Origin of the sequence: Streptomyces sp. GbtcB6 (genome assembly GCF_019091475.1) — a bacterium.
Lineage (GTDB): Bacteria > Actinomycetota > Actinomycetes > Streptomycetales > Streptomycetaceae > Streptomyces > Streptomyces hyaluromycini.
Genome location: NZ_JAGXJL010000025.1, coordinates 81,278 through 103,989, shown reverse-complemented (window position 1 = coordinate 103,989; position 22,712 = coordinate 81,278). Strand labels below are relative to the sequence as shown.

Here is a 22,712-nt window from a genome sequence, read left to right as displayed (position 1 = left end):
ACGGCCCCGGACCACGGCCCCGGACCACCGGGGCTCGGCGCCGGGCCTCAGCGCACAGAGCGGGCTCCGCCCCTGCCCCCGACCCCGACCTCGGCTCCCGGCACCGGGGGCTCAGCGGCCCCTGCCTCAGCCCGCGGTCGCCGCCGACGCAGACGCAGACGCCGTCGATCCCGACGCGGGTGTCGACGCGGGTGTCGACGCCGGATCCGTCGTCGTCGCGGAGACCTTCTTGCAGCTGGCCTGTTCGGCGATCGCGTCCTTGACCTCGCCCTGTTCCAGGGCCTGCAGCGCCGCGGTGCCGCTCTTGCTCTGCGTCTCCAGCTGCGTCGTCTGGGAGGCGATGTCCTGCAGGCCCGAGGCGAACTTCGCCTGGTTCTTGGTGTCGAGCGCGTCGACCTTCTTCTTCAGGTCGGCGTAGGACGCGGAGAGGCTGTTGAGGGTCGTGACGACGTTCTGCTGGCGCTTGGCGCCCTCGTCGACCCCGGGGGGCGCGCCGGCGCCGCTGATGGCGGAGGCGAGCGCCTTGTAGGCGTCGGACATGTCCTGGAAGGCCTTGGAGTCGGTCTTCTGGATGGTCGCGGGCGAGCTCGTGGTGTCGGAGACCGCCGTGGAGATCGCCTCGTTCGCCGCCTTGATCTTCGCGTCCTGCGCCGGCACCGCGTCGCACACGGTCTTGGCCCAGGCGATCAGCTTCGGGTCGGTGCCCTTGTTGTTGCTGCTGCACCCGGACAGCGCCACCACCAGTACCGCACCGCCGGACAGTGCGGCCGCGAGCTTCTTGTTCACCGGATCGGTCCCTTCCATGGCTCTCGGCCCCCGGAATCTACACGGCGTACGGACAGCACCCTCATGGAAGCACCCACTAAGTACGCTTTTGGGCATTTTTGCACCAAGGGAGAGAAGGCTCACGACGAGACGACGCGCACATCCCGCCCCCGGGCACACTCCGGCGCACTCCGGCACACGACAGGCGGCGAGCGTCCTGGCACGCGAAGCGGGCGGACGGCGTGTCAGCACACGCCATCCGCCCGCTCGTTGACCGGGACCTCTCGTGAGGCCCCGGCGGCCGCCGTAAGACCGCCTACGAAACCACCGCAGGATCGGCCGACTTGGCCACGTGTTCGGCACTGCCCTCGTCGTCGCCGACGGCGATACCGCGCCGCTTGGAGACGTACACCGCGCCGACGATCACGATCAGCGCCAGGACCGCGATCGTGATCCGGACGCCGACGCTCTTGTCATGGCCGTAGGAGAACTTGATCACCGCGGGCGCGATGAGCAGGGAGACCAGGTTCATGACCTTGAGCAGCGGGTTGATCGCGGGTCCCGCGGTGTCCTTGAAGGGGTCGCCGACGGTGTCGCCGATGACCGTGGCCGCATGGGCCTCACTGCCCTTGCCGCCGTGGTGACCGTCCTCGACGAGTTTCTTGGCGTTGTCCCAGGCACCACCGGAGTTGGCCAGGAAGACGGCCATCAGGGTGCCCGCGCCGATCGCGCCCGCGAGGTAGGAACCGAGGGCGCCGACACCGAGCGTGAACCCGATGAAGATGGGAGCCATCACGGCGAGCAGTCCCGGCGTGGCCAGCTCGCGCAGGGCGTCCTTGGTGCAGATGTCGACGACCTTGCCGTACTCGGGCGTCTCCGTGTAGTCCATGATCCCGGGGTGCTCGCGGAACTGCCGCCGCACCTCGAAGACCACCGAACCCGCCGACCTCGACACGGCGCTGATGGCGAGTCCGGAGAAGAGGAAGACGACCGCCGCGCCGGCGATGAGGCCGACCAGGTTGTTGGGCTGCGAGATGTCCATGGACAGGGTCAACGGGGCGCCCGCACCGGTGAGTTTCACACCCACGTCCTGCACGTTCGTGGTGATCGCGTCCCGGTACGACCCGAAGAGCGCCGACGCCGCGAGGACGGCGGTGGCGATGGCGATGCCCTTGGTGATGGCCTTGGTGGTGTTGCCGACGGCGTCCAGGTTGGTGAGCACCTGCGCGCCCGCGCCCTCGACGTCGCCGGACATCTCGGCGATGCCCTGGGCGTTGTCGGAGACCGGCCCGAAGGTGTCCATGGCGACGATGACGCCGACCGTGGTGAGCAGGCCGGTGCCGGCCAGCGCCACCGCGAACAGCGCGAGCATGATCGACGTACCGCCGAGCAGGAACGCGCCGTAGACGCCGAGGCCGATCAGCAGGGCGGTGTAGACGGCCGATTCCAGGCCGATCGAGATACCGGCGAGGACCACGGTGGCCGGGCCGGTCAGCGAGGACTTGCCGATGTCCATGACCGGACGCCGGTTGGTCTCGGTGAAGTAGCCGGTCAACTGCTGGATGACGGCCGCGAGCAGGATGCCGATGGCGACCGCGACTAGCGCGAGGATCCGCGGGTCGCCGTCCTTGGCCCGGATGGCCGCGTCGGAGATGCCGTGGAGGTCCGCGTACTTCCCGGGCAGGTAGACGAAGACCGCGATCGCGACCAGCACGAGCGAGATCACCGCGGAGATGAAGAAGCCGCGGTTGATGGCGCTCATGCCGCTGCGGTCGCTGCGGCGCGGGGCGACCGCGAAGATGCCGATCATCGCGGTGAGCACGCCGATGGCCGGCACCAGGAGCGGGAAGGCCAGTCCGGAGTCGCCGAACGCCGCCTTGCCGAGGATCAGCGCGGCGACCAGGGTCACGGCGTACGACTCGAAGAGGTCGGCCGCCATGCCCGCGCAGTCGCCGACGTTGTCGCCCACGTTGTCGGCGATGGTCGCGGCATTGCGCGGGTCGTCCTCCGGAATGCCCTGCTCGACCTTGCCGACCAGGTCGGCGCCGACGTCGGCGGCCTTGGTGAAGATGCCGCCGCCGACACGCATGAACATGGCGATCAGGGCGGCCCCGAGACCGAAGCCTTCGAGCACCTTCGGCGCGTCGGCCGCGTACACCAGCACCACACAGGAGGCGCCGAGCAGGCCGAGCCCCACCGTGAACATGCCGACGACGCCGCCCGTACGGAAAGCGATCTTCATGGCTTTGTGCGAGACGGCGGTGAGATCCTTTTCCGGTTCGCCTGCCGCCGGAGTGGCTTCGCGGGCCGCCGCGGCGACGCGCACATTGCTGCGTACGGCGAGCCACATGCCGATATAACCGGTGGTCGCCGAGAACGCCGCGCCGATCAGAAAGAAGATCGACCGTCCGGCGCGCTGATTCCAGTCGTCCGCGGGCAGCAGCAGGAGCAGGAAGAACACCACGACGGCGAATACGCCGAGAGTGCGCAACTGCCGGCCCAGATAGGCGTTCGCGCCTTCCTGGACCGCCGCCGCGATCTTCTTCATGCTGTCGGTGCCCTCGCCGGCCGCGAGCACCTGGCGCACCAGGATCCAGGCGACCACCAGCGCGGCCAGCGCCACGGCGGCGATGACCGCCACCAGGACCCGGTTGTCGTCGGTCAGGACTGCGGCCGCGAGGGTTGTGGGGTGGCCCAACTGATGAGGGGTAGAAAGCCCCGCCATTCGTCCTCCTTGACGCTTGGACTGAGCTCAAGATGTGGACGGATTGTAGGTACCCGCGAGTGATCTAAACAGGGGACGGTAAGCGGAATCGGCCTTCTCGTGCCTCTTCAGCAAATGATCGAGGTCAGGCAGACGAACCCGAAAGCGGTAACGCCCTAAAAGCATTGACGGCGGCGTTTACTTGATCGAATTATCGCCTGATTGATCGTGAATGAATTCACTAAATCCATCGCACCAGATCACTGTACGACCGGTACGGCCAGTACGGCCGGCACGACCGGCACGACCGGCCGCAGGCAGCGTGGACATGCCGAAGGGCCCCACTCGGTGGGGCCCTTCGGTACACGAACGGGGTGGCTCTCAGGTGAGCGCGACTCCGGCCGGGGTCGTCGGCCAGGTCATGCGGATCAGCCCGCCGTACTCCCCTGCGGTGACCTCCACGTCGTCGACGAGGCCGCTGATGACCGCGAGGCCCATCTCGTCCTCCTCGGTCTCCACGTCCGCGTCCGCCGCGCCACCGGACGCCCGGTCACCGGGAGTAGAACGGGGTGCCTCGTCGCCGACCTCGATGGAGAACTGTTTCTCCTCCTCGATCAGCGCCACCCGCACCGGCTCGGTGATGCCGGCGGCCTGGTGCAGACCCACCGCGCGGGAACAGGCCTCGCCGACGGCCAGCCGGACCTCGTCCAGGACGGCCTCGTCCACTCCGGCCCTGCGAGCCACCGCCGCCGCCACCAGTCGGGCGGTGCGGACGTGCTCGGGCAGCGCGCTGAAGCGGAGTTCAACGGTGGCCATACGTCCCCCTCGGAACTACGGGCGTGCGGTAGGGGGCCGGGTCGCCGAAGAACCCGGACCCCCGATGAATTGCGTGCGCCGCGGGCACTGCGGCCCGTGCGCGGCTTCCGGCACGGGCATGCGGGCCCGAACGGGCGGGGGTGGCACGGGCGTCCGTACAGCGCGTACGAGCCCCTGCCGAGGGCCGGCCGGACGGCACGGACCGATCGGCGGTCCGGGGTACGTCGGCCGACCCGGGGTCAGTCGGTGGCCGCCACCGCTTCCTCGACCGAGGTGTGGATCGGGAACACCTTGGTGAGGCCGGTGATACGGAAGATCTTCAGAATGCGCTCCTGGTTGCAGACCAGGCGCAGCGAGCCCTCATGGGCACGCACCCGCTTCAGGCCGCCGACCAGCACGCCGAGCCCGGTGGAGTCGAGGAAGTCCACGCCCTCCATGTCGACGACGAGGTGGAAATTGCCGTCGTTCACCAGCTCGACCAGCTGCTCGCGCAGCTTGGGCGCGGTATATACGTCGATTTCGCCACCGACCTCGACGACCGTACGATCGCCGACGGTACGGGTCGACAGGGACAGGTCCACGGATCCTCCAGCACCTTGCTATCGAGCGGTCGCCCCTCGGGACACCTCGGCTTGCAGTCCCAGGGACGGTTCGCCAGCCGCGATGGCATTCAATCACTTACCGGCAGGCGTGCACGACGCCTTGGCCCCATTGTCCGTCACTCCAGTGACACACTCGGTCCCGATGGCCATAAATCACCGATCCGATCGGCCCTCGGTTCCGGCCGCCCCCGGGTTCTCCCCGGGCACGGTCCTGGACCGGCTCGCCTCCGGGCCGAGCCGGGCTTCGCGCATCACTCATACGGAGCACTTGCCCCCGCGTGCGGGTCGGCATGCCGTCTGGCCTGACCGGATTCGTTCGGAAGTCGTGGCGGCCGTGCAGGAGTGCGGCATCGAGCATCCCTGGGAGCACCAGGCGCTGGCCGCCGAGCACGCCCTGGACGGCCAGTCGGTCGTCGTCGCCACCGGCACCGCCTCCGGCAAGTCGCTGGCCTATCTCGTACCGGTCCTGTCCACCCTTCTGGACGGCTCCGAGGCCGCCAACGGCCGCGGCGCCACCGCCCTCTACCTGGCGCCCACCAAGGCGCTGGCGGCGGACCAGTGCCGTTCGGTGAAGGAACTTTCACAACCTCTGGGCAACGCCGTACGCCCGGCCGTGTACGACGGCGACACTCCGTACGAGGAACGCGAGTGGATCCGCCAGTACGCCAACTACGTGCTCACCAACCCGGACATGCTGCACCGCGGGATCCTGCCCGGGCACGCCCGCTGGTCCTCCTTCCTGAAGGCGCTGAAGTACGTCGTCGTCGACGAGTGCCACACCTACCGGGGCGTCTTCGGCTCGCACGTCGCCCAGGTGCTGCGCCGGCTGCGACGCCTGTGCGCCCGCTACGGCGCCTCCCCGGTCTTCCTGCTGGCCTCCGCCACCGCCGCCGAGCCGGCCGTGGCCGCCGGCCGTCTCACCGGCCTGCCGGTCGTGGAGATCGCCGACGACGCCTCCCCGCGCGGCGAGCTGGTCTTCGCCCTCTGGGAGCCGCCGCTGACCGAGCTGCACGGCGAGAAGGGCGCCCCCGTCCGCCGTACCGCCACCGCGGAGACCGCCGACCTGCTGACCGACCTCGCCGTGCAGGGCGTGCGCTCGGTCGCCTTCGTGCGCTCCAGACGCGGGGCGGAGCTGATCTCCGTCATCACCCAGGAACGGCTGGCCGAGGTGGACCGTTCCCTCGCCCGGCGTGTCGCGGCCTATCGCGGCGGCTACCTCCCCGAGGAGCGCCGCGCCCTGGAACGCGCGCTGCACTCCGGGGAGCTCCTCGGACTTGCCGCCACAACGGCCCTGGAGCTGGGTGTGGACGTCTCCGGGCTGGACGCCGTACTGATCGCCGGGTACCCCGGTACGAGGGCCTCTGTGTGGCAGCAGGCGGGTCGGGCGGGCCGCGCCGGGCAGGGCGCGCTCGCCGTCCTGATCGCCCGCGACGACCCGCTGGACACCTTCCTGGTCCATCACCCCGAGGCCCTGTTCGACCAACCGGTGGAATCCACCGTCCTCGACCCCGACAACCCGTACGTCCTCGCCCCGCACCTGTGCGCCGCCGCGGCCGAGATCCCGCTCACCGACGACGACCTCGACCTCTTCGGCCCCGCCTGCAAGGAACTGCTCCCGCAGCTGGAGGCCGCGAAGCTGCTGCGCCGCCGTACCAAGGCCTGGCACTGGACCCGCCGGGAGCGGGCCGCCGACCTCACCGACATCCGCGGCGAGGGCGGCCGCCCGGTGCAGGTCGTCGAAGAGGGCACCGGACGCCTGCTGGGCACGGTGGACGCGAGCGCCGCCCACTCCACCGTCCACGAGGGCGCGGTCCACCTCCACCAGGGCCGCACCTACCTCGTACGCTCCCTCGACCTGGAGGACTCGGTGGCCCTGGTCGAGCAGGCCGAGCCGCCGTACTCCACGGTCGCCCGCGACACCACGGCCATCTCCGTCCTGGAGACCGACATCGAGGTCCCCTGGGGCGACGGCCGCCTCTGCTACGGCTCCGTCGAGGTCACCAACCAAGTGGTCTCCTTCCTGCGCCGCCGGCTCATCACCGGCGAGGTCCTGGGCGAGACGAAACTCGACCTCCCTCCTCGTACGCTGCGCACCCGCGCGGTGTGGTGGACCGTCACCGAGGACCAGCTCGACGAGGCCCGGATCAACCCGGAGATCCTCGGCGGCGCCCTGCACGCCGCCGAACACGCCTCCATCGGCCTGCTCCCGCTCTTCGCGACCTGCGACCGCTGGGACATCGGCGGCGTGTCGATCCCGCTGCACCCCGACACGCTCCTGCCGACGGTCTTCGTCTACGACGGCCACCCCGGCGGCGCGGGCTTCGCGGAGCGCGCCTTCCACACGGCCCGCACATGGCTGACGGCGACACGGGAGGCGATCGCCGCGTGCGAGTGCGACGCCGGGTGCCCGTCGTGCATCCAGTCCCCCAAGTGCGGCAACGGGAACGAGCCGTTGCACAAGCGGGGGGCGGTGCGGTTGCTCACGGTGCTGCTGAAGGGGGCGCCGACGGGGTAGTCGTTCGGCTGCGGGCCGGTGGGGGTTGGTCGCGCCCACGCGGCGGAGCCGCAAATGTGACAGCCCCGCGCCCCTTCAGGGGCGCGTTGCAGCGGGGCCGGCTCTGGCCCGGACCTCTGCCGCGAACGGCCCACCGCCTGACGCCACCGACACATCCGAGACGTCACCCACGATCACGCACCGCGTCAGCCGCGTGCCCTGTGCCCGTGCCACGCGGTCCGCCTGGGCACAGGCTGCCGTAGTCCCCTCGGCCCAGTGGTCCGCAGCCGCGAGCGCGGCCATATCGGCACCGCCAGCCGCACGATGCCGGATCACGACGGCTTGCCCCAGCCCGAGCACGACCCCGAACACCACGCACAGTACGGCGATCGCCCCGACGCTCCAGACAGTGGCAGAACCTTGATCACGCGCCCCGCTGCAACGCGCCCCAAAGGGGCGCGGGGCTGTGACATTTGCGGCTCCGCCGCGTGGGCGCGACCAGCCCCCACCGGCCCGCAGCCACCCAACCACCGCACGCCCCCTCACGGCCCCTCCGCGAGGGCCACCGCCGACTCCCGCACCTCGAACGGCAACGCGCCCAGCACCGGCGGCCTCGCCACCACCGTCACCCGCACCTCGTCGCCCTCCCGGCCGACCGTCACCGCCGCCCCGGCCGGCGCCGCCTCCTTCGTCACCGCGACGACCGCGTCCTCGGGCTCCTGCCGCGCAGCCGCCCGCGCCCCGGTGCGGGCGGCGTCCACGCACCGGATCTGGGCGGCCACCACGAGCAGCCCCCACACCAGCGCCATCGTGAACGCCACCAGCACCGGCAGCACCATGGCCGCCTCCGCCGTCACGAACCCCCGGTCCGCCCCGCGTCGCCGCTCACATCCGTGCACTGAGGGCTCGTTTCACGATGGCCTGGAGCTCCGCATTGACCTGCCCGCTCGTCACGACCGCGTAGAGAACCGCCGCGAACCCGACGGCGGCGATGATCCCCATCGCGTACTCGGACGTGACCATTCCCGCGTCCCGGCGCACCAGCTTCCACATCTTCCAGTACATCCCACGCATCTCGACTCCCTTGAACTCGCTTCGAATTGACTTCAGTTCCTGTTCACGGCCCCGCTGTCACGCCCTTCATCCACCACCCCCTCGCAGCACCCCACCCGCGAGTCCGATCACCACGGGGAGTACGCCCATCGCGATGAACGCGGGCAGAAAGCACAGCCCCACGGGCGCCGAGATCATCACGGCCGCCCGCCGCGCCCGCGCGGTCGCGTTTCTCGCCCACTCGGCGCGGGCGTCCGAGGCGAGCCGGGCGACGGGCGCGGCCGCCGGGAGCCCGGACTCGTCCGCACGCTCCAGCAGCCGGGCCAGGGCCGCGGCACCCGGCAGTCCGGCCAACCGCCGCCAGGCAGCCGCGGGTTCACCGCCCAGCCGCACCTCCGCGGCGCCCCGCGCCAGCCCTTCCCCGACAGGACCGCCGAGCGCCTCTCCCACCGCCTGGGCGGCGACCACCGGAGCGGCCCCGGCGACGATGCAGGCCGCCAGGAGATCGGCGGCGAGCGGGAGTTGGCGCGCGGCCTCGGCCGCCTCCGCCTCGGCCGCCCGGCCTCCGTCGCCCGCCCTGCCCCGCCACCGCCACAGCCCCACCGCGACGCCCAGCCCCAGCAGCGCCCCGGCGACCCCGCCGACCAGCACCCAGCCACCGCACACCACACCGACGACCGGCAGCCACCTGCGGGCGGCACCGCTGACGTCGGCGTGCCTCTCAGCCCGCTCCAGGCCGAGCAGTTCGGCCGCCTTCCGCCGGGCCCAGCGCCGGCGCCTGGCCCACTCCAGCCGCCATGCCGACCAGCCCAGGGCCGCAAGCACCGCGACCGCCACCCCCAGCCTGTGGACGACCTCCGCGCTCATGCCGCCTCAGCTCCCCGCACGATCCGGGCCGCCCACCACATCCCGGCGCCTTCGAACACCGCCCCGATGACCAGGCACCCCAGACCGGCCCCCGTGTGCAGCAGCACCCGCAGCGGGTCGGCGCCCATGGCGGAGCCGAGCAGAAGACCGAGGGCGGGCAAAGCGGCGAGCATCACCGCGGTGGCCCGGGCGCCCGACAACTGGGCACGCAGGTCGGCACGTTGGTCCCGCTCGGCGCGCAGGGCGGCGTCCAGGCGGTCGAGGCCGGCCGCAAGACCGGCGCCCTGGTCGACGGCCACCCGCCAGCAGGCCGCGAGCCCCAGCAGGCCGTCGGCGCCCGGCTGCCGTGCCGCCACCGCCAGCGCGCCCGGCACGTCGCCGCCGAAGCGTGCCGCCGCGACCACGGCCGGCTGGGCCTCGCCGAGGGCACCGGAGTCCCGGGCGGCCCGCAACAGCGCCTCGCCCGGCTGCCGTCCCGCGCGCACCTCGCCTGCGAGCGCGCCGCACAGCACGATCACCGCGTCGGCGCGCGCCTGTCCGGTCCGCCGCGCCTCTCGGGCCAGCCGCACCCGGCGCAGCACCGGCACCCCGGCCGCCCCCGCGAGGACCGGCAGGACCGAGGCGGCGAGGAGCGCGAGCGCGACGCCGGCGGCCAGGGCCCACCACTCACCCCGCCAACGGCCGCGCAGCCGCCGCAGTTCCCCGAGCGCCTGCTCCCAGGAGGGCGGCCCGATGGCCACCACCCCACCGCCGGCGAGCAGCAGCCGCGTCCGCCGTACCTCGCGCTGCCGCTCGGCCAGGAGCCAGGCCATGACCCCGCCGCACACCACGGCAACACCGGCCGTCATCTCACCCATCACACTTGCCCCTCTCAACTCATTGATCACTGAAGTCACTTCAGACCGGAATCGGTCGGCCGCCCGGAAGCTCAGAGCTCACCCATGTCACTCACGTCACTCATGTCACTCCGCACTCCGGAGCAGCCCCCGAAACCGCTCCCACCCCGGCTCCCGGGCGAACGCCTCCGCCTCCCAACGCAGCGCCGGTACCGTCCGCACCAGACCGGAGGGGTCCCGCTCCAGGACATGCACCTCGGCGATCCGACGCCGGCCCGCGTGGTCCCGTACGAGGTGCAGCACCACCGACAGTGCGGCCGCCAGCTGGCTGTGCAGGGCGGCCCGGTCGAGCCCGGCGGCCGTGCCGAGGGCTTCCAGGCGGGCCGGTACGTCCGCGGCCGCGTTGGCGTGCACGGTGCCGCAGCCGCCCTCGTGGCCGGTGTTGAGCGCGGCCAGCAGGTGGACCACCTCGGGCCCGCGGACCTCGCCGACGACAAGCCGGTCGGGCCGCATCCGCAGGGCCTGCCGGACCAGGTCCTCCAGGGTGACCAGGCCGGCGCCCTCCTGGTTGGCGGGTCTGGTCTCCAGCCGTACGACATGCGGGTGTTCGGGCCTGAGCTCCGCCGAGTCCTCGGCGAGCACGATCCGCTCCCCCGGTCCGACCAGGCCGAGCAGCGCGCTCAGCAGGGTCGTCTTGCCGGTGCCGGTGCCGCCGCTGACCAAGAAAGAGAGCCGGGCGGCGATGAGCGCCCGCAGGATCCGGTCGCCGCCCGGGGGCACGGTCCCGGCCGCGACCAGTTCGTCGAGCGTGAACGCCCGGGGCCGGACCACCCGCAGGGAAAGGCAGGTGCAGCCGATGGCCACCGGAGGCAGGACGGCGTGCAGGCGGGTGCCGTCGGGCAGCCGGGCGTCCGCCCAGGGCCGCGCGTCGTCCAGGCGCCGGCCGGCCACCGCGGCCAGCCGCTGCGCTAGGCGTCGTACCGCCGCCGCGTCCGGGAAGGCGACCCTGGTGAGTTCCAGGCCGCCGCCGCGGTCCACCCAGACCCGGTCCGGGGCGGTCACCAGGACATCGGTGACCGTGGGGTCGGCAAGGAGGGGTTCCAAGGGGCCGCTGCCGACCAGTTCGGAGCGCAGTCGCTCGGCCGCGCCGAGGACTTCGGCGTCACCGAGGACCCGGCCCTGTGCGCGCAGCGCCTGTGCCACCCGCGCGGGTGTCGGTTCGGCGCCGCTCTCGGCGAGCCAGCGCCGTACCCCGTCGAGCAGGGCCGGGCCGTCCGCGCCCGCGGTGCCGGGCCTCATACGGCGCCCCCCGCCTCGACCAGCGTGCGCTCCCAGAAGCCCTTGCAGAAGCGGGCCAGCGGTCCGCGTGCGACGGACCCCGGCGGTTTCCGGCCCGGACGGGACAGGCCGGGTTCGGCGGGGACTTCGCCGGCCAGCGGCAGGCCGAGCAGCCGGGCCACCTCGCGGTCGTCCAGTCCCGGCGCGTACGGCCCCCGTACCGCCACCCTGAGGTCGCGTACGACCATGCCGACGGTGGCCGCGACCCGTCCGGCCGCCGCGATGGCGCGGAGTTCGGCGGGGACCACAAGGACGGCGAGATCGAGCTGGGTGAGGACCTCGGCGACCTCGTCGTCCAGGCGGCGCGGCAGGTCGACGACGACCGTGCCGCCGCGCCGCCGGGCGGCCGCGAGCACCGCGCGGACGGCGGGCGGCGGGATCGCCACGCAGTCGCCGCGGTCCCAGCTGAGGATCCGCAGCGAGTGCAGTTCGGGCAGCGACTCCTCCAGGGCTCCGCTGCCCAGCCGGCCGCGCGAGGCGGCGAAGGCGGGCCAGCGCAGGCCCTCGGCCGTCTCGCCGCCGAGGAGTACGTCGATTCCGCCGCCCAGCGGATCCGCGTCCACGAGCAGGGTGCGCAGTCCCTCCCGCGCAGAGGTGACGGCGAGCGCGCAGGCCAGCGTGGAGGCGCCGGCCCCGCCCCGGCCGCCGATGACGCCGACGGTGAGGGCCGGGCGGCCCACGCCCTCGACGACGTCGGCGATCCGGTCCACGAGCCACTGCTCGCCGTCCGGCAGCATCAGGACGTGGTCCGCGCCGATCTCCACGGCCCGTTTCCATACATCGGGGTCGTCCTGGTCGAGGCCGACCAGCACCACCCCGCGCCGGCGTGCGGCGCCGCGCACCCGCCGCGCGGCGTCGTCGCCGACCAGGACGAGCGGGGCGGACTCCCAGCCGCCGCCGCGTTCCGGCGGGCGGTGGTGGACCTCCGGTTTGGCGCCGGCCGCCGCGCACAGGCGCAACAGGTCGTCGAGGAGTTCGGCGTCCTCGGTGACGATCATCGGGCGTCCGGGCCGTCCCGAGGCGGCGGACGGCGGGTCCTGGGTGACAGTTCCGGCCACGTGAGCTTCCCCCTTGGCTGCGTTCTCCCGCATGGCCCCTGCGGCCACGCGATTCCCAAACGTGCGAAGAACCGGCAAGCGGCCTCCATATGCACGGCCGACAGAAACCGGCCATTGGCGCCCGACAAACGGAACCGGCCATGAACTCGCCGCCGCCGGAGCGCGCTGGAATCACGGTGCAGCGAACCCGGAAATCGTGTGGATCTTGGTCCAAAACTGTGGACAACCCGATGGTTGTGAATATCGCTGCCACCCCTACCGGTGAGGCCCGTTCCGGGCCCTGCGCGACTTCCACAGCGCAGCGCTACGACTACCCACCGTGACGGATCATGGGCATACGAGAAGGGCGGCCGAGGCCGCCCGATCAAGGCCTCACGGCCTGCGAGAGAGAGGAAAAAACCCGTCCGGACATGCGACGACCCCCACCGGGGGGGAGAGTGGGGGTCGTCTCCACGGCCGACTCGGGGGGGGAGGAGCCGGACCGGGTTAGCACGGTCGCGAACGATCCGTGACTTCCATGGTGTACCCGAGAGCCCTCTCAGGCAAACCCACGCGCCACACCTTACGCCGAATGGTGGGCGCCTATGCTCGGGGTCGTGGAAAACCACTCCTTGCCTCGCACAGCGGCCTTCTTTGACCTGGACAAGACGGTCATTGCGAAGTCGAGCACGCTCACCTTCAGCAAGTCGTTCTACCAAGGCGGTCTGATCAACCGCAGGGCGGTGCTGCGCAACGCGTACTCCCAGTTCGTGTTCCTGCTCGGCGGTATGGACCACGACCAGATGGAGCGCACACGCGCGTACCTGTCCGGCCTCGTCCGTGGCTGGAATGTCCAGCAGGTCAGGGAGATCGTCGCCGAGACCCTGCACGACCTGATCGACCCGATCATCTACGACGAGGCCGCCTCCCTCATCGAGGAGCACCACCAGGCCGGCCGGGACGTCGTCATCGTCTCCACCTCGGGCGCCGAGGTGGTCGAGCCGATCGGCGAACTCCTCGGCGCGGACCGGGTGGTGGCCACCCGCATGGTCGTCGGCGACGACGGCTGCTACACCGGCGAGGTGGAGTACTACGCGTACGGCCCCACCAAGGCCGAGGCCGTCCGGGACCTGGCCGCCTCCGAGGGGTACGACCTGGACCGCTGCTACGCCTACAGCGACTCGGCGACCGATGTGCCGATGCTCCAGGCCGTCGGGCATCCGCACGCCGTGAACCCGGACCGCGCACTGCGCCGCGAGGCACTCGCCCGCGGCTGGCCGATCCTGGACTTCCACCGGCCGGTACGGCTCAAGCAGCGGATCTCCACGCCCCCGCGCCCGGCCCTGGTCGCCGCGGCGGCCATAGGGGCGGCGGCGGCCACCGCGGGCCTGGTCTGGTACGCGAGCCGGCGCCGGAGCACGGTCGCCTGAACCGACGCCCCTTTAGTGCGTCTTTGAACCTAAAAGTAAAGAACTGTAGGCAGGGCTTCCGCTTGCTCCGGGCTTGCAGTACAAAGGGGTTAGCGGCCCGCGAGACCAAAGGACATCCGAGAGGATCACCTTTAAAACGCATTTGGCCCCACGGACCCAGCATGGACACTGGGCACCCACGCGACGTCGACCCGTCGATTACGGGCCAGCCGCACCAGGTGACGGGCAAAGTACCCGACCTGATGGGCGACATATCGAGGACGCTTGGTAACTCGGTGAGCATGCCAGCGGCGGTACGAGAACTCGTACCGCCGCAACCCTTTTCCGAAGCCCCGGGCGGCCTTCCGCCCAGGCCCTACGCCGCCCCGCGCTGCAGCGCCTCGCACACCGCCGTCGACTCGCGCACGCCGAGTTCCACCGCGCGCCCGCAGTGCGCGATCCAGGCCGCCATCCCTTCCGGAGTGCCGGAGACATAGCCGTCCAGGGCCGCCAGATAGGAGGCGCGGCCCAGTTCGGCGTGGCCGACCTCGGCGGGGCAGATCGCCTTGGGGTCGAGGCCGCTGCCGATCAGCACGATCCGCTCGGCCGCGCGCGCGACCAGCCCGTTGCACGAGGTGAAGGGCCGCAGCGCGAGCAGTTCGCCGTGCACCACGGCGGCCGTCACCAGCGCGGGCGCCTCGCCCCCCGCGACGATCAGCTCGGAGAGCCCCTCCAGGCGCCCCGACACCTCGTCGGCGTCCGGCAGCTCCAGTTCCACCAGCGGCTCGTCGACGCCCTCGCCGGCCCGGCGCGGCCGGCCGACCTCGTCGCCGCCCGTCGCGGCCGCCACCAGGTGCAGCCGGGCCAGCACCCGCAGCGGCGACTGCCGCCAGATGGACAGCAGTTGGCCCGCCTCCGCGGTCAGCCGCAGGGCCGCGCCGACCACGCGCGCGTCATCGTCCACACCGAAGTCGGAACGCCGCCGCACCTCCTCCAGCGCCCAGTCGGCACCGGACAGCGCGGCGCTGCCCCGGGCGGCGCGCAGCGCCGCCTCCGAGGTGACGGCATTGCTGCGGCGCCGCATGACCCGGTGCCCGTAGACCCGGTCCACGGCCTTGCGCACGGACTCCACGGACTCGGCCACCCCGGGCAGCGAGCCCAGAGCCGCGAGCGGGTCAGCGGTCGCACCTGTCGTACTCATGAGTACGACACTACGCACCCCGCCCGGGGACTCCACGAAGGAGTGGTCTTCTTCACTTCACGTGACACGTACAGCTATCACCCGACTACCCTTCGTGAACATGAAAATTGCTTTCGTCGGAAAGGGCGGCAGCGGCAAGACCACGCTCTCCTCCCTGCTCATCCGCCATCTCGCGGCCGCCGGCGCGCCGGTCGTCGCCGTCGACGCCGACATCAACCAGCACCTGGGCCCCGCACTCGGTCTCGACGAGACGGAGGCGGAGGCGCTGCCCGCGATGGGCGAGCGACTCTCCCTGATCAAGGACTACCTGCGCGGCAACAACCCGCGCATCGCCTCCGCCGCGACGATGATCAAGACGACCCCGCCCGGCGAGGGTTCGCGGCTGGTCCGGGTGCGGGAGCCCAACCCGGTGTACGACGCGTGTGCGCGGCCGGTGGAACTCGACGGTGGCGCCGTCCGTTTGATGGTCACCGGGCCCTTCACGGACGCCGACCTGGGGGTCTCCTGCTACCACTCCAAGACGGGAGCGGTGGAGCTGTTCCTGAACCACCTCGTCGACGGCCCCGACGAGTACGTCGTGGTCGACATGACGGCGGGTTCGGACTCCTTCGCCTCCGGCATGTTCACCCGCTTCGACATCACGTTCCTCGTCGCCGAGCCGACCCGGAAGGGGGTCTCCGTCTACCGCCAGTACAAGGAGTACGCCCGGGACTTCGGCGTCGTGCTGAAGGTCGTCGGCAACAAGGTGCAGGGGCAGGAGGACATCGACTTCCTGCGCTCGGAGGTCGGGGACGACCTGCTGGTCACGGTCGGGCACTCGGACTGGGTGCGCGCCATGGAGAAGGGCCGCCCGCCCCGGTTCGAGCTCCTGGAGAACCCCAACTCCCGCGCCCTGCGCACCCTCAAGGTAGCCACCGACGCGACGTACGAGCTGCGCGACTGGGAGCGCTACACCCGGCAGATGGTCCACTTCCACCTGAAGAACGCCCTGTCGTGGGGCAACGAGCGCACCGGGGCCGACCTGGCGGCGCAGATCGACCCCGGCTTCGTACTCGGCGAGGGAGTGGCCGCCCCCGTCTGACGGGCGGCCGCCCCTGGTTCTGCGCCTACTGCCTGACCGCCGGCGCCCCGGGCACCCCCTTCGGTGCCGGGGCGGGACGCCCGGACAGGAAGGACTCCCAGCCCTGCCGCGGAGCCTCGCCCACGTTCAGGGAGCGCAGTCTCGCCAGGACCTGGGGGTCCTGGGCGTCCAGCCAGTCGGCCAGCTGACGGAAGGAGACACAGCGCACCTCGGGCTTGTTGCAGACGTTCCCGACGACCTCGTCGAGGGCGCGCATGTAGGTGCCGCCGTTCCAGGACTCGAAGTGGTTGCCGATGACGAGCGGTGCGCGGTTGCCGTTGTAGGCCCGGTTGAAGCCCTGGAGCAGCCCGTCGCGCATCTGGTCGCCCCAGTAGTCGTACTTGTCGGGGTCACCCTGCGTCGACGTGCCGGACTGGTTGACCATGAAGTTGTAGTCCATGGTCAACTGCTCGTAGGAGTGGCCGGGGAAGGGGACGAGCTGCATCGACAGGTCCCACAGCCCTTCCCTCTTCTTGGGCCAGACCTGGTCGTTGACGCCACTGGTGTCGTAGCGGAAGCCCAGTTCGCTCGCCGCCTTCACGAAGTTCTTCTGCCCCTCCAGGCAGGGGGTTCGGGCGCCGATGAGCTCCTTGTCGTAGTCGAAGGGCAGCGGTGCGGCGTCCTTCACGCCGGTGTTGGTCTTCCAGGTCTTCACGAACTGCTTGGCCTGGGCGATCTCGCTCTTCCACTCGGAGACCGACCATTCGCCGACCCCGCCGTCGGGGCCGCAGAAGTGCCCGTTGAAGTGGGTGCCGATCTCGTTGCCCTCCAGCCAGGCCAGCCGTAGTTGCTCGACGGTGTCGGCGATGCCCTGCTCATCGTTGAAGCCGATCTCGGAGCTGCCGGGCGAGTGCTGCGGCGGCCGGTAGAGGTCACGCTTCTCCTCGGGCAGCATGTAGACGCCGCTGAGGAAGAACGTCATGTTCGCGTTGTTCTCCTTGGCGACCTTGCGGAAGTGCGAGAACAGCTTCTGGCTGTCCTCGCCCGCACCGTCCCAGGAGAACACCACGAACTGCGGCGGCTTCTCACCGGCCTTGAGCCGCTCGGGCCGGGGCAGATGCGGCTGCGCCCCGGTGTACGCGGTGGACCCGTCGCCGATCAGACGGACCACGCTCTGGGGCGCCGGCGCTCCTTTCTGCGGCCCGGACGCCCCTTGTTCGGAGTTGGTACCGGTCGCGCAACCGGCGACCGACGCGGCACAGGCCGCGGCGGCCACGGCGCCGACGGCAATCCTCTGGGTGGCGGCCAATTCCGCTCACCTTCTTCCTTCTCTCGGCGAACGCCGATGACGGCGTTTTATGGCGATGTGCCGGGTATCTGCCGACAGCTCGGCCAAGGTCGCATAGGACCGAGAGAGGGATTAATACGACAAGCCGATGAACTGCCCAGTTCACCCATGGAGGTGAACGGGTGCCCCATTTGCACAGAAAATCCATGCCCGGCCTTTACTCTGCATTACGATTCGTTTACCGAGTGTTGATTCATCCCGCCACTGCACGCCGTGACCCACGGCCGCGAACGAGCCCCCGCCCCCAGGTGAGGGGACCCCCAGATCCGCGACCGCGCTGCCCCGGAGGAGACGGGAAACATGTCATCAGCCTGCGTACCCACCCACCCCGAGAGCCTCGGCCTCGCCCGGGCCACAACTCCCAAGGCCGTCAACGGCGCTGACCGGCCGCAGGACCCGTCCATGCCCCCGCGCCGCCGCTTCCCCGTCGCGGGCGCCGACCTGTCGGCGTCCGTCGCGGTGTTCCTGATCGCCCTGCCGCTGTCCCTCGGCATCGCCCTCGCCACCGGCGCCCCGCTCCAGGCCGGCCTGGTCGCGGCGGCCGTCGGCGGACTGGTCGCCGGCCGGCTCGGCGGCTGTCCGCTCCAGGTCAGCGGCCCCGCCGCGGGGCTCACCGTGGTCACCGCCGACCTGATCCACCGGTACGGCTGGCGGGCCACCTGCGGCATCACCGTCCTCGCCGGACTGGCCCAACTGGGTCTGGGCTGCCTGCGTGTGGCCGGCACCGCGCTCGCCGTCAGCCCGGCCGTGGTGCACGGCATGCTCGCCGGCATCGGCATCACCATCGCCGTCGCCCAGCTGCACATCGTCCTCGGCGGCAACCCGCAGAGCTCGGTCCTCACCAACGTCCGGGCGCTGCCCGCCCAGTTGGCCAACCTGCACCCGGCCGCCGTGACGATGAGCGCACTGACCCTGGCCCTGCTGTTCGGCTGGCCCCGGATCCCGGGCAGAGCGGGCCGTCTGCTGCGCACGGTCCCGGCCGCTCTGGTCGCCGTCGCCGGTGCCACCGCGACCGCCTCGCTCACCGGGCTCACCCTGCCCCGGGTCGACCTGCCGTCCTGGAGCAGCCATGCCCTGGCGGGGCTGCCCGAGGGGCCGGTGCTCGGCATCGTCGCCGCCGTGCTCACCACCACGCTGGTGTGCAGCGTGCAGTCGCTGCTGGGCGCGGTCGCCGTGGACAAGCTGGTGGCCGGCCGCACCGGGCCCCAGTCCCGCCTCGGCCGCGCCGACCTCGACCGGGAACTGCTCGGCCAGGGCGCGGCCAACATCGTGTCGGGGGCGCTCGGCGGGCTGCCGGTCGCGGGGGTCGCGGTGCGCAGTTCGGCGAATGTGCAATCCGGTGCCGTGAGCCGGAACTCCACGATGCTGCACGGCGTTTTCGTAGTAGTCGCCGCGCTGCTGATGGTCCCGGTCCTGGATCTCATCCCGCTCGCCTCGCTCGCCGCCCTGGTAATGGCCGTCGGCGTCCAGATGGTGTCCCTGCACCACATCCGCACCGTGACCCGCCACCGCGAAGTGCCGGTGTACGCGGTCACCACACTCGGGGTGGTTCTCCTCGGCGTCCTGGAGGGCGTGGTCCTCGGGGTCGCCGTGGCCGTCGCCGTCGCCCTGCACCGCCTCGCCCGCACCCGCATCACCCATGAAGAGAAAGGAGGAGTCCATCACGTACACGTAAGAGGACAGCTGACGTTCCTCGCGGTGCCCCGGCTCAGCAGAGTCCTGCATCTCGTACCCCAGGGCGCGCAAGCCGTGGTGGAGTTGGACGGTTCGTTCATGGACCACGCGGCGTACGAGTCACTGCGGGACTGGCGCAGGGCCCACACCGCCCAGGGCGGCTCCGCCGAACTGACCGGCTGCCGCGCGGGCGTCCGCTCACCGGAGTACGGCCAGACACCGGAACGCGGTCGCGGACCGGAACACGGCCAGAGACCGGAAGACAGTCGCGAACCAGCACACGGCCACGGACCGGAGCGCGCTCACGGACCGGAGCACGCTCACGGACCGGCGAACAGCCACGGACCGGCGCACAGCCGCCGTCCCGGGCCGCGTGTGGGTCACGGCCCCGGACGCCGGCTCGGGAGATCGGACGGGGCGGGACATGAACTCGCCCGCGGGATCAGCGCGTTCCAGCGCGACACCGCGCCTCTGGTCCGGGACGAGCTGGCCCGGCTGGCGCGCGAGGGGCAGCGGCCGTCGCAGCTCTTCCTCACCTGCGCCGACTCCCGGCTCGTCACCTCGATGATCACCTCCAGTGGTCCGGGTGACCTGTTCGTGGTCCGCAACGTCGGCAACCTGGTCCCTCTTCCGGGTGAGGAGAACGGGGACGACTCGGTGGCGGCCGCGATCGAGTACGCGGTGGATGTGCTGAAGGTGCGGTCCATCACGGTGTGCGGGCACTCCGGGTGCGGGGCGATGCAGGCGCTGCTCGGCTCCGGGACCGGGGGTGCGGCGACCCCGCTCGGGCGGTGGCTGCGGCACGGGCTGCCGAGCCTGGCCCGGCTGGCCGACGAGGGCCGTACGGGGGTCCGGCTGGCCGGGCGGGCACCGGCGGACACGGTGGAGCGGCTGTGCCTGACCAATGTGGTCCAGCAGTTGGAGCATCTGCGGGCGCACGACTCGGTGGCGCGGGCGCTGGCGGCGGGTGAGCTGGAGCTGCACGGGATGTACTTCCACGTGGGCGAGGCGCAGGCGTATCTGCTCAGCCGGGGCGGCGCGGACGGAGCGGGAGGGGTGTTCCAGGGGGTACCCGGTGCGGAGGAGCTGCCCAGCCCGGCGTGAGCGCAAGGGCGGCCGATGACTGCCGGCGCCGCACGGGCCGGCATCGGCGGGCATCGGCGGGCCCGGTGTGCCACGGCTCACCGGGCCCTGGCAGGCTCGGCACGCCCGACGGCGGCATGCCCGATGGTGACACACCCCGCCATACCTGATAGGTCTAAACCAATCTTTCGGCGGCCCTTGTCACCGGGGCCCCAGGTCTGATGAGCTGTGGCCTGGGACACAACGGACACCCTTCGAAAGGGAGATGTCGTGAGCAACGAAAGCCTGGCCAACCTCTTGAGGGAGGAGCGACGCTTCGCGCCGCCTGCTGACCTGGCCGAGAGCGCCAATGTCACGGCCGAGGCGTACGAGCAGGCCAAGGCTGACAGGCTCGGCTTCTGGGCCGAGCAGGCCCGCCGGCTGACCTGGGCCAAGGAGCCGACCGAGACCCTGGACTGGTCGAACCCGCCGTTCGCCAAGTGGTTCAAGGACGGCGCGCTCAACGTCGCGTACAACTGCGTGGACCGGCATGTGGAGGCCGGGCACGGCGACCGGGTCGCCATCCACTTCGAGGGCGAGCCCGGCGACAGCCGTGCGATCACCTACGCCGAGCTGAAGGACGAGGTCTCCAAGGCGGCCAACGCGCTGCTGGAGCTCGGAGTTCAGAAGGGCGACCGGGTCGCGGTCTACATGCCGATGATCCCGGAGACGGCGGTCGCGATGCTCGCCTGCGCCCGGATCGGCGCCGCGCACTCCGTGGTCTTCGGCGGCTTCTCGGCGGACGCGCTCGCCACCCGTATCCAGGACGCGGACGCCAAGGTCGTCATCACCTCCGACGGCGGCTACCGGCGCGGCAAGCCGTCCGCGCTCAAGCCGGCCGTGGACGAGGCGATCGGCAAGGTGGACAACGTCGAGCACGTGCTGGTCGTACGCCGCACCGGGCAGGAAGTGGCCTGGGACGACTCGCGGGACGTGTGGTGGCACGAGATCGTCGGGCGGCAGTCGGCCGAGCACACGCCGGAGGCCTTCGACGCCGAGCACCCGCTGTTCATCCTCTACACGTCCGGTACGACGGGGAAGCCGAAGGGCATCCTGCACACCTCGGGCGGTTACCTCACCCAGGCGTCGTACACGCACTGGGCGGTGTTCGACCTCAAGCCGGAGACGGACGTGTACTGGTGCACGGCCGACGTCGGCTGGGTGACCGGCCACTCGTACATCGTGTACGGTCCGCTGGCCAACGGCGCGACGCAGGTGATGTACGAGGGCACCCCGGACACCCCGCACCAGGGCCGGTTCTGGGAGATCGTGCAGAAGTACGGGGTGACAATCCTGTACACGGCGCCGACGGCGATCCGCACGTTCATGAAGTGGGGCGACGACATCCCCGCGAAGTTCGACCTGAGCAGCCTGCGGGTGCTGGGTTCGGTGGGCGAGCCCATCAACCCCGAGGCCTGGATCTGGTACCGCAAGCACATCGGTGCCGACCGGACGCCGATCGTGGACACCTGGTGGCAGACCGAGACCGGCGCGATGATGATCTCGCCGCTGCCGGGCGTCACCGCGACCAAGCCCGGTTCCGCGCAGACCCCGCTGCCCGGCATCTCGGCGACGGTCGTCGACGACGAGGCGCACGAGGTGCCCAACGGCGGTGGCGGCTACCTGGTGCTGACCGAGCCGTGGCCGTCGATGCTGCGCACGATCTGGGGCGACGACCAGCGGTTCCTGGACACGTACTGGTCGCGGTTCGAGGGCAAGTACTTCGCCGGTGACGGCGCGAAGAAGGACGACGACGGCGACATCTGGCTGCTCGGCCGGGTGGACGACGTCATGCTCGTCTCCGGGCACAACATCTCGACCACCGAGGTGGAGTCGGCGCTGGTGTCCCACCCGTCGGTCGCCGAGGCGGCCGTGGTCGGCGCGGCGGACGAGACGACCGGACAGGCGATCGTCGCCTTCGTGATCCTGCGCGGTACGGCGAACGCCGAGGACGAGGGCCTGGTCAACGAGCTGCGCAACCACGTCGGCACCACGCTCGGCCCGATCGCCAAGCCGAAGCGGGTCCTGCCGGTGGCGGAGCTGCCGAAGACCCGCTCCGGCAAGATCATGCGCCGGCTGCTGCGCGATGTCGCCGAGAACCGGCAGCTCGGTGACGTGACGACGCTGACCGACTCGACGGTCATGGACCTCATCCAGGCGAAGCTCCCGGCGGCGCCCAGCGAGGACTGACCCCGACCGGCACAGCCACGAAGGACCCGAAGGGCGTCCGGCGCGAAACGCGCCGGACGCCCTTTTTGCACCTACTGTGAAAACTCACCTGGCAACTCCCGCCACACCTTAGGTAAACTAAGCAAAGTAGCGTGCTCTCAAGGTGTGCCGGGAAGTCTGGTCGGCAAGTAGCCCCGTCCTGCCCACCGACCGGAGG

Annotated in this window: 17 protein-coding genes and 1 pseudogene; 5 read left to right on the top strand and 13 right to left on the bottom strand. The window is 71.3% G+C overall.

Features of this window, described 5'->3' with window-relative positions; all coding sequences use genetic code 11:
* Positions 1-126 precede the first annotated feature (126 nt).
* The 4 genes from KVT45_RS34385 to bldG form a co-directional block, all read right to left on the bottom strand.
* On the bottom strand, positions 127-804 hold the full coding sequence (locus KVT45_RS34385) for a small secreted protein (RefSeq protein ID WP_217553064.1): 678 nt from the start codon (positions 802-804) through the stop codon (positions 127-129).
* A gap of 277 nt (positions 805-1,081) precedes the next feature.
* Positions 1,082-3,490 carry a sodium-translocating pyrophosphatase gene (locus KVT45_RS34380; protein WP_217553063.1) on the bottom strand — a complete coding sequence of 803 codons (2,409 nt, stop codon included), beginning with the start codon at positions 3,488-3,490 and terminating at the stop codon, positions 1,082-1,084.
* A gap of 360 nt (positions 3,491-3,850) precedes the next feature.
* A complete protein-coding gene (locus KVT45_RS34375) occupies positions 3,851-4,285 on the bottom strand; it encodes an ATP-binding protein (protein WP_217553062.1) in 435 nt (144 codons plus the stop codon).
* 239 nt (positions 4,286-4,524) lie between these two features.
* Complete coding sequence (gene bldG, locus KVT45_RS34370) at positions 4,525-4,866, bottom strand: anti-sigma factor antagonist BldG (RefSeq protein ID WP_010986038.1); 342 nt, start codon at positions 4,864-4,866, stop codon at positions 4,525-4,527.
* Between the two features lie 82 nt (positions 4,867-4,948).
* On the opposite strand from bldG, the gene KVT45_RS34365 reads away from it, so the two are divergent.
* A complete protein-coding gene (locus KVT45_RS34365; protein ID WP_217553061.1) occupies positions 4,949-7,402 on the top strand; it encodes a DEAD/DEAH box helicase in 2,454 nt (817 codons plus the stop codon).
* Positions 7,403-7,477: 75 nt separating this feature from the next.
* Here KVT45_RS34365 and KVT45_RS34360 read toward each other — a convergent pair.
* From KVT45_RS34360 to ssd, 7 genes and pseudogenes are all read right to left on the bottom strand, one after another.
* A pseudogene (locus KVT45_RS34360) lies at positions 7,478-7,807 on the bottom strand (Rv3654c family TadE-like protein); the annotation flags it as partial.
* Between the two features lie 116 nt (positions 7,808-7,923).
* A complete protein-coding gene (locus tag KVT45_RS34355; RefSeq protein WP_217553060.1) occupies positions 7,924-8,238 on the bottom strand; it encodes a TadE family type IV pilus minor pilin in 315 nt (104 codons plus the stop codon).
* A 28-nt stretch (positions 8,239-8,266) separates the two neighbouring features.
* Positions 8,267-8,455 carry a DUF4244 domain-containing protein gene (locus tag KVT45_RS34350; RefSeq protein WP_217553059.1) on the bottom strand — a complete coding sequence of 63 codons (189 nt, stop codon included), beginning with the start codon at positions 8,453-8,455 and terminating at the stop codon, positions 8,267-8,269.
* Positions 8,456-8,521: 66 nt separating this feature from the next.
* Positions 8,522-9,301, bottom strand: coding sequence for a type II secretion system F family protein (locus tag KVT45_RS34345; RefSeq protein ID WP_217553058.1), 780 nt, complete (start codon positions 9,299-9,301; stop codon positions 8,522-8,524).
* Positions 9,298-10,149: a type II secretion system F family protein gene (locus KVT45_RS34340; RefSeq protein ID WP_217553133.1), complete on the bottom strand. Its 852-nt coding sequence runs from the start codon at positions 10,147-10,149 to the stop codon at positions 9,298-9,300. Before KVT45_RS34340 ends, KVT45_RS34345 begins: the two co-directional genes overlap by 4 nt.
* Before the next feature lie 114 nt (positions 10,150-10,263).
* Positions 10,264-11,436 (bottom strand): TadA family conjugal transfer-associated ATPase, encoded by a 1,173-nt coding sequence (locus KVT45_RS34335; protein ID WP_217553057.1) that lies wholly within the window; start codon positions 11,434-11,436, stop codon positions 10,264-10,266.
* Positions 11,433-12,533 carry a septum site-determining protein Ssd gene (gene ssd / locus KVT45_RS34330; RefSeq protein WP_089099977.1) on the bottom strand — a complete coding sequence of 367 codons (1,101 nt, stop codon included), beginning with the start codon at positions 12,531-12,533 and terminating at the stop codon, positions 11,433-11,435. The genes KVT45_RS34335 and ssd overlap by 4 nt, the downstream gene beginning before the upstream one ends.
* Before the next feature lie 584 nt (positions 12,534-13,117).
* On the opposite strand from ssd, the gene KVT45_RS34325 reads away from it, so the two are divergent.
* Positions 13,118-13,942, top strand: a complete 825-nt coding sequence (locus tag KVT45_RS34325) for an HAD family phosphatase (RefSeq protein WP_217553056.1) — start codon at positions 13,118-13,120, stop codon at positions 13,940-13,942.
* A gap of 355 nt (positions 13,943-14,297) precedes the next feature.
* On the opposite strand, the gene KVT45_RS34320 is transcribed toward KVT45_RS34325, so the two are convergent.
* The gene (locus tag KVT45_RS34320; protein ID WP_217553055.1) at positions 14,298-15,122 is read right to left on the bottom strand and encodes an oxidoreductase; all 825 of its coding nucleotides are present in this window, start codon (positions 15,120-15,122) and stop codon (positions 14,298-14,300) included.
* A 100-nt stretch (positions 15,123-15,222) separates the two neighbouring features.
* On the opposite strand from KVT45_RS34320, the gene KVT45_RS34315 reads away from it, so the two are divergent.
* Positions 15,223-16,203: an ATP-binding protein gene (locus tag KVT45_RS34315; protein ID WP_217553054.1), complete on the top strand. Its 981-nt coding sequence runs from the start codon at positions 15,223-15,225 to the stop codon at positions 16,201-16,203.
* A 25-nt stretch (positions 16,204-16,228) separates the two neighbouring features.
* Here the strand turns inward: KVT45_RS34315 and KVT45_RS34310 are convergent, their stop codons facing one another.
* Entirely contained in the window at positions 16,229-17,491 is a 1,263-nt protein-coding gene (locus KVT45_RS34310) for a hypothetical protein (protein ID WP_217553053.1), read from the bottom strand.
* 441 nt (positions 17,492-17,932) lie between these two features.
* Here KVT45_RS34310 and KVT45_RS34305 point away from each other — a divergent pair, with 441 nt between their 5' ends.
* Positions 17,933-20,308 (top strand): SulP family inorganic anion transporter, encoded by a 2,376-nt coding sequence (locus KVT45_RS34305; protein WP_217553132.1) that lies wholly within the window; start codon positions 17,933-17,935, stop codon positions 20,306-20,308.
* Positions 20,309-20,557: 249 nt separating this feature from the next.
* Entirely contained in the window at positions 20,558-22,516 is a 1,959-nt protein-coding gene (gene acs, locus KVT45_RS34300) for an acetate--CoA ligase (protein WP_217553052.1), read from the top strand.
* The last annotated feature ends 196 nt before the right edge of the window (positions 22,517-22,712 follow it).